Below are 6,087 nucleotides of genomic sequence, written 5' to 3' on the forward strand. Positions count from 1 at the left end.
CAACCCTAGTAGAACTCTTACGTTACCGCGCCACGGCACAACCAGAGGGCCATGCCTACACTTTTCTTATCGATGGTAAAAAAGAAACCCCACCTTTAACCTACAGTGAACTCGATCGCCAAGCAAGAGCAATCGCCGCCTATTTGCAAAAATACCAGGCCCAAGGGGAACGCGCCCTATTACTCTATCCTCAAAGTTTAGAAGTAGTGGCCGCTTTTTGTGGTTGTCTCTACGCGGGAGTGATTGCCATTCCCGTCCCCCCACCGGAATCGGGACGACTTAAGCGCACTTTGCCCCGTTTACGCGCAATTGTCAAGGATGCTAATGCCACCTTTGCCCTAGTTACCGAAAGTATTCTGACTCTTATTGAAGGTGTTAAGGAAGAATTCCCAGAATTCGACCAAATGAAATGGATTACTACCGAAAGTATTGATATTTCCCTAGCGGACCAATGGCAAGATCCCCAGGTGGATAAATCGGCGCTTGCTTATCTGCAATATACCTCCGGTTCGACTAATATCCCCAAAGGGGTGATGCTAAGTCATTTTAACCTGATGCACCATTGCGGTTACTTGCAAAAAGCTTGTGGTTACGAACCGGATAGCGTTACCCTAACTTGGATGCCCTATTTTCACGATTACGGGTTAGTCGAGGGTATCACCGTCCCCCTCTACAACGGTACACCCTGCTATCTCATGTCTCCCTTTGCTTTTATTAAGCGTCCGATGCAGTGGTTAAAAAATATTACTAAGTACAAAGTTACTCATAGTCAGGCCCCCAACTTCGCCTATGATCTTTGTACTCGCAGGATTAAAGCTGCCGATTTAGCGGAATTAGACCTGAGCAGTTGGCAGGCCGCGGGAAATGCCGCCGAACCGATTAACCCAAAGGTCATGGCCAAATTTGTCGATACTTTTGCAGATTATGGCTTTTCTTGGCAAACTTTCGCCCCTGCCTACGGATTAGCTGAATATACCCTCTTGATTTCCAATAAACCCAAGGGAACCACCCCAATTATCACCGCTTTGGATGCCACCGCCTACGAACGCGGTAAAATTGTCCCTGTAGGCTCTGATCGAACTACGGGAGTTAGATACGTCCCCAGTTGTGGTCGTCGCGTCTGTGATACCCGTATAGCTATCGTTAATCCCGATACTTTCACCCTTTGTGCAGCCGATGAAGTGGGCGAAATTTGGGCCAGTGACCCCAGTATGGCCGCTGGATATTGGCAACGGGAAGACGCAACTAAAGAGACTTTTCAAGCTTATCTTGCTGATACGGGAGAAGGACCGTTTTTACGCACCGGAGATTTAGGTTTTCTTCTCGATGGGGAATTACATATCACGGGACGGATTAAGGATTTAATTATTGTCCGTGGTAGTAATCATTATCCCCAGGATTTAGAATGGTCAGTACAGCATCTTAATGAGGTTTTTCGTCCCGATTATGGTGCCGCTTTTTCTATTGAAGATAATGGCGAGGAACAGTTAGTTATTGTCCAGGAATTGGAACGTCGCAGCGGCGAATTAGATACGGCTAAATTAATTGCTGATATTCGTCAGGAAATCGCCGAAGAACACGAAATTATGACCCATGCGATTGTTTTGGCTAAATCGGGAACAATTCTCAAAACTGCCAGTGGCAAAATTCAACGCCGCGCTATTAAACAGAATTTTCTCAATGGTAATATGAGTATTATCGATGCTTGGTCAGAAAATCCTCAGTTAGTTAGTAAATTCGATCGCTCTATTTCTGAAACAGAAGCATAGTTTTTTGGGTGGGCATCGCTCACCCGATCGAGCATAACAGAGGCAGGGGGCAGGAGGCAGGGGTAGGGTTGATTCATAGTAGGGTTGATTCATAGTAGGGTTGATTCATAGTAGGGTTGATTCATGAATCAACCCTACCCGTTGGGGGCGTGGCGCCGCCCCAAACCCCGGAGCGCATTAGTTTTTCGGTGGGATGCTTACAGACGGCTGCTGATATATCTGTAATAATTTAAGAGTCACTCCACTTGCATTTGAACAGAAAAAGTAAGGGCGAAGCATTCGGATAGGAAATCTACGGTTTCAGCGATAGGTTATCGCTCGAATGCTTCGCCCCTACGGGACCCTTGACTTGTGGGGAAAGGTAGAAATTAAGAGGCAAATAATCCCGATGTTAATAAAGACATCAGCCAGATTAAAAACAGGAAAATTAATCAATCTAAAATCGAGAAAATCCACCACATAACCAAACAAAAAGCGATCGATACCATTGCCGAAAGCCCCTGCTAAAATAAAACCGTAGGCTAATTGTTCCCAACGATTTAAATGCGGTCCAAAGTAAGCAAAAGCCATTAATCCCAAACTAACTAATAAGGATAGCCATTTGAGCCAACCAACACCGCCCCGAAAAGCACTAAAAGCCGCCCCGGTATTAATCACAAATGTAAAATGAAAAACCCCCGGAATAATCGGGAAAGTATCACCAATTTGCTCAAAACTCTGCACGGTTATATACTTAGTTACTTGGTCTAAAATTAGACCAATCACCGCCACTATCCAAAACCAGCGATTTTTTTTAAACATTGGCTGTGGCATCAATAAAATAATAATTTACGGAAGAAAAAGGCAATAATTACCACCACACAAATTACTACTAACTGCCCTAAAAATGGCCAGACTGAATAATTCATAAATAGGGTGGGCAAACTATCGGGAAAGGTGATTTGACCGGCTTGGGGCTGAAAAATCGACAATCCCAGCATATATAATAAACCGCACAGATGAATCACTAACAAACCAGCAAAGGCACTTAAAGCCAGAGTTTCTATCTTAGCCCGCCAGCGAAAAGCCAGCCAACCACACAGCCATGCCCCCGGCATAAAGCCTAAAATATAGCCAAAACTGGGTTCTTTCAGATAACCCATTCCCCCACCCTGGGCAAACACCGGCAACCAAGTTAAACCGAGAAAAATATAGGCCACCTGGGCGAGAAGCCCAGCATTTTTGCCCCCCAGACAGGCCGTTAATAATACTGCCCCAATTTGGTAAGTTATGCCTAGTTTTTGCGAAGATAGACCCGCAGCCGACCAACTAGCTAGGCTCACTGGAACAAATGTACTAAAAATTGTCAGCAGCAAACCAATCAAGGCCCAGATTAACTCATTGGGAACCGATGCGGAAGCGCGCCGCGGCGGAGATTCTCGTCCTCGACGTGATTTAGGTTGCCTGTTGGGGTTGGTATTCACCGGGGATGGGGGCTTCTCCTCCTATTAAACTAAGATCAGCCAACATCGCCTGATCCTGTTGGGGGGGTTGTCCTAGAGTGGTCAAATAATGCCCAATCAGCATAGCATTAATTCCCGATTTTAGCCCCAGATTTTGCAATTCTCCCATCACCGCCTCTCGTCCCCCAGCATAACGGAGGATTTGTTGGGGTAAGATAAACCGGAAAATAGCGATCGCTTTTAGGGCAGTAAAGGGATCCAGTTTGGGTAAATGACCTAGAGGGGTGCCACTTCTGGGGTTTAATAGGTTAATCGGCACTGATTCCACTTCTAATTCCGCCAGAGAAAAAGCTAAATCAATGCGATCAGTCCAACTTTCCCCCATACCGATAATTCCGCCGGTACAAGCCTGAATTCCTGCCGCTTTCAGGTTTTTTACCGTTTCTACCCGATCCTGCCAACTGTGGGTGGAGACGACGTTAGGATAAAAATTCTCGGAAGCCTCCAGATTGTGATTATAACGGGTAACTCCGGCTTCTTTTAAGGCTTGCGCTTGGGCAAGGGTTAACTCTCCTAGGGCGCAACAGGGTTTAATCTTGGCGGTTTCGATGATTTCTTGAACTGTGGCCAGTATTTCCTCGAATTCCTTGGATTTGGGGCTATTATACTTTAATCCCCGACCTTGACTAACTAAACAGAAGCGTTTGGCCCCCGCGTCGGCTGCCGCTTTCGCATGGCTGACGATTTCCTCGCGACTTTTTAAACCGTAGATAGGCGAATCTTGTCCGGGATGGTGGACGGATTGGGAACAAAAACTACAATTTTCCGAACAACTTCCCGATTTTATGTTGATAATGCTACATAAATCCACCGTATTACCACAACAGGCCTGACGAATGCGATCGGCAGCTTCACATAAGCTGAAAATATTTTCCTGACCTTCGATCGCAGTTAAAGCTAGGGCCTCTTGCTTACTGAGTCGATCTCCGGCGATAATCTGATTAGCCCTAGTCTGTAACCAGTTTTTTAAGGCTTCTCCCTCCATGGGGATAGATTGAGTAGCGGTGTGTGTAGAGACTTGTACCACGTCGTTTATGCTCTGACTAAGTTAGGCTCATCTTATCATTATTCAGTTACCGAGGAAAGATTAATAAAAAACTTTAGAAAAAAATACTCTTTTGTGCTAAACTACCCGCAAAAGTTATATTGTCTCCGATTTTATGAAAGTTATTCCGACGGAAATTCCTGATGTTTTAATTATTGAACCGCAAGTTTACGGAGACGATCGAGGTTTTTTCTTGGAGAGTTTTAATCAGAAAGATTTTCGAGAAAAAACTGGGGTTAATACCACTTTTGTCCAGGATAATCACTCTATGTCCTTAAAAAATGTCCTGCGAGGATTGCATTATCAAATCCCCAATCCCCAGGGTAAACTGGTGCGAGTAGTGAACGGTAGTGTTTTTGATGTGGCAGTGGATGCGCGTCAAAGTTCCCCCACTTTTGGGCAATGGGTAGGCTGTGTTTTAAGTGCGGAAAATAAACGTATTTTCTGGGTTCCCGAAGGTTTTGCCCATGGTTTTCTAGTCCTCTCCGACCGAGCAGAATTTCTCTACAAAACCACTAATTATTATTATCCCCAATACGAAAAAACCATCGCCTGGAATGATGCCGATTTAGGGATTGATTGGCCCCTAGAAGTCCCCCCGATTCTCTCCCCTAAAGACCAAGCTGGACAACCCTTTAAATCCGTGGAAGTTTTCCCCTAAAGACGATGAAAAAAGTTTTATTAATTGGTGCTAAAGGTCAAGTGGGACAAGAGTTACAAGTAACTTTACCCCAGTTAGGTGAAGTTATTAGTATCGGTCGAGAAGAACTAGATTTAACCAACTCGGAAAAAATCGGCCAGTTAATTAGGGAAATTCACCCCAATTATCTCATTAATGCCTCCGCTTATACGGCAGTGGATAAAGCCGAAACCGAGCCAGATTTAGCCTATTCTATCAATGCTACAGCCCCGAAAATTATGGCGGAATCTGCCGAGAAAATTAAAGCTAAATTTCTCCATATTTCCACCGATTATGTGTTTGATGGTCGAAAAAATACTCCCTATCTAGAAACCGATCTAACTAATCCTTTAGGGGTTTATGGACAATCAAAGTTAAGGGGAGAAGAGGAGATTAAGACTGTTAATTCTCAGGCAATTATCCTGCGGACTGCTTGGGTTTACGGTAGTTATGGCAAAAGTAATTTTGTCAAAACTATGCTGAGATTAGGTAAGGAAAGAGAGGAGTTAAAAGTAGTTGTTGATCAGGTGGGAAGTCCCACTTGGGCCAAAGATATCGCCACGGCCATTACTCAGCTTTTAATTAATGCCGATAATCCCCCAGGAATCTATAATTTTACTAATAGCGGTGTCGCCAGTTGGTTTGATTTAACTAAAGCGATTTTTGAGGAGGCAAAAATAAGCGGTATTCCCCTAAAAATTCAGAGAGTAATTCCGATTACTTCTGCTGAATATCCTACCCCGGCAGTGCGTCCGGCCTATTCGGTTCTTTCCGGTCAAAAAATCTCGCAACAATTGGGTTATATTCCTCCCTATTGGCGGGATTCTCTCAAAGCTATGCTCAACCAACTATTTAATCTTTAAAACTATGAAAGCGCTAATTTTATCTGGTGGTAAAGGTACGAGGTTACGTCCCCTAACTTATACTGGGGCAAAACAGTTAGTTCCCGTGGCCAATAAACCGATTTTATGGTATGGAATCGAGTCAATTGTCGCCGCAGGAATTACCGATATTGGCATTATTATCAGTCCCGAAACTGGGGAAGAAATTCGTCAGACCACGGGCAGTGGTGAACAGTTTGGGGCTAAGATA

The 6,087-nt window shown here is 44.5% G+C and carries 7 protein-coding genes; 4 read left to right on the plus strand and 3 right to left on the minus strand.

The features are described from left to right. Nucleotides 1–1,769: fatty acyl-AMP ligase (locus tag PX484_RS14450; RefSeq protein WP_288104392.1), on the plus strand; the 1,769-nt coding region annotated here is incomplete at its 5' end. Nucleotides 1,770–2,102: 333 nt separating this feature from the next. Here PX484_RS14450 and lspA read toward each other — a convergent pair. Genes lspA through bioB form a run of 3 tightly spaced genes read right to left on the minus strand, consistent with a single transcriptional unit; the run spans nt 2,103 to nt 4,298 of the window. Next, nucleotides 2,103–2,570, minus strand: a complete 468-nt coding sequence (gene lspA, locus PX484_RS14455; protein WP_043998000.1) for a signal peptidase II — start codon at nt 2,568–2,570, stop codon at nt 2,103–2,105. 11 nt (nt 2,571–2,581) lie between these two features. Then, entirely contained in the window at nt 2,582–3,232 is a 651-nt protein-coding gene (locus PX484_RS14460) for a biotin transporter BioY (RefSeq protein ID WP_287765441.1), read from the minus strand. Beyond that, nucleotides 3,204–4,298, minus strand: a complete 1,095-nt coding sequence (bioB, locus tag PX484_RS14465) for a biotin synthase BioB (protein ID WP_288104394.1) — start codon at nt 4,296–4,298, stop codon at nt 3,204–3,206. The genes PX484_RS14460 and bioB overlap by 29 nt, the downstream gene beginning before the upstream one ends. A 133-nt stretch (nt 4,299–4,431) precedes the next feature. On the opposite strand from bioB, the gene rfbC reads away from it, so the two are divergent. The 3 genes from rfbC to PX484_RS14480 all read left to right on the plus strand — a co-directional run. Next, nucleotides 4,432–4,977 carry a dTDP-4-dehydrorhamnose 3,5-epimerase gene (rfbC, locus tag PX484_RS14470; RefSeq protein ID WP_287765438.1) on the plus strand — a complete coding sequence of 182 codons (546 nt, stop codon included), beginning with the start codon at nt 4,432–4,434 and terminating at the stop codon, nt 4,975–4,977. A 5-nt stretch (nt 4,978–4,982) separates the two neighbouring features. Further along, on the plus strand, nt 4,983–5,858 hold the full coding sequence (gene rfbD / locus PX484_RS14475) for a dTDP-4-dehydrorhamnose reductase (RefSeq protein WP_287765436.1): 876 nt from the start codon (nt 4,983–4,985) through the stop codon (nt 5,856–5,858). A 4-nt stretch (nt 5,859–5,862) separates the two neighbouring features. Continuing rightward, nucleotides 5,863–6,087, plus strand: a 225-nt coding sequence (locus tag PX484_RS14480; protein WP_288104398.1) for a sugar phosphate nucleotidyltransferase, incomplete at its 3' end; no start/stop codon positions are given.

The sequence above is a fragment of the Microcystis sp. M49636_WE2 genome (assembly GCF_030065375.1).
GTDB classification, from domain to species: domain Bacteria; phylum Cyanobacteriota; class Cyanobacteriia; order Cyanobacteriales; family Microcystaceae; genus Microcystis; species Microcystis aeruginosa_C.

Excerpts from the sequence above, each read along its gene's own strand:
- rfbD (WP_287765436.1), top strand. The coding sequence starts at position 4,983 with ATGAAAAAAGTTTTATTAATTGGTGCTAAAGGTCAAGTGGGACAAGAG.
- rfbC (WP_287765438.1), top strand. The coding sequence starts at position 4,432 with ATGAAAGTTATTCCGACGGAAATTCCTGATGTTTTAATTATTGAACCG.
- lspA (WP_043998000.1), bottom strand. The coding sequence starts at position 2,570 with ATGTTTAAAAAAAATCGCTGGTTTTGGATAGTGGCGGTGATTGGTCTA.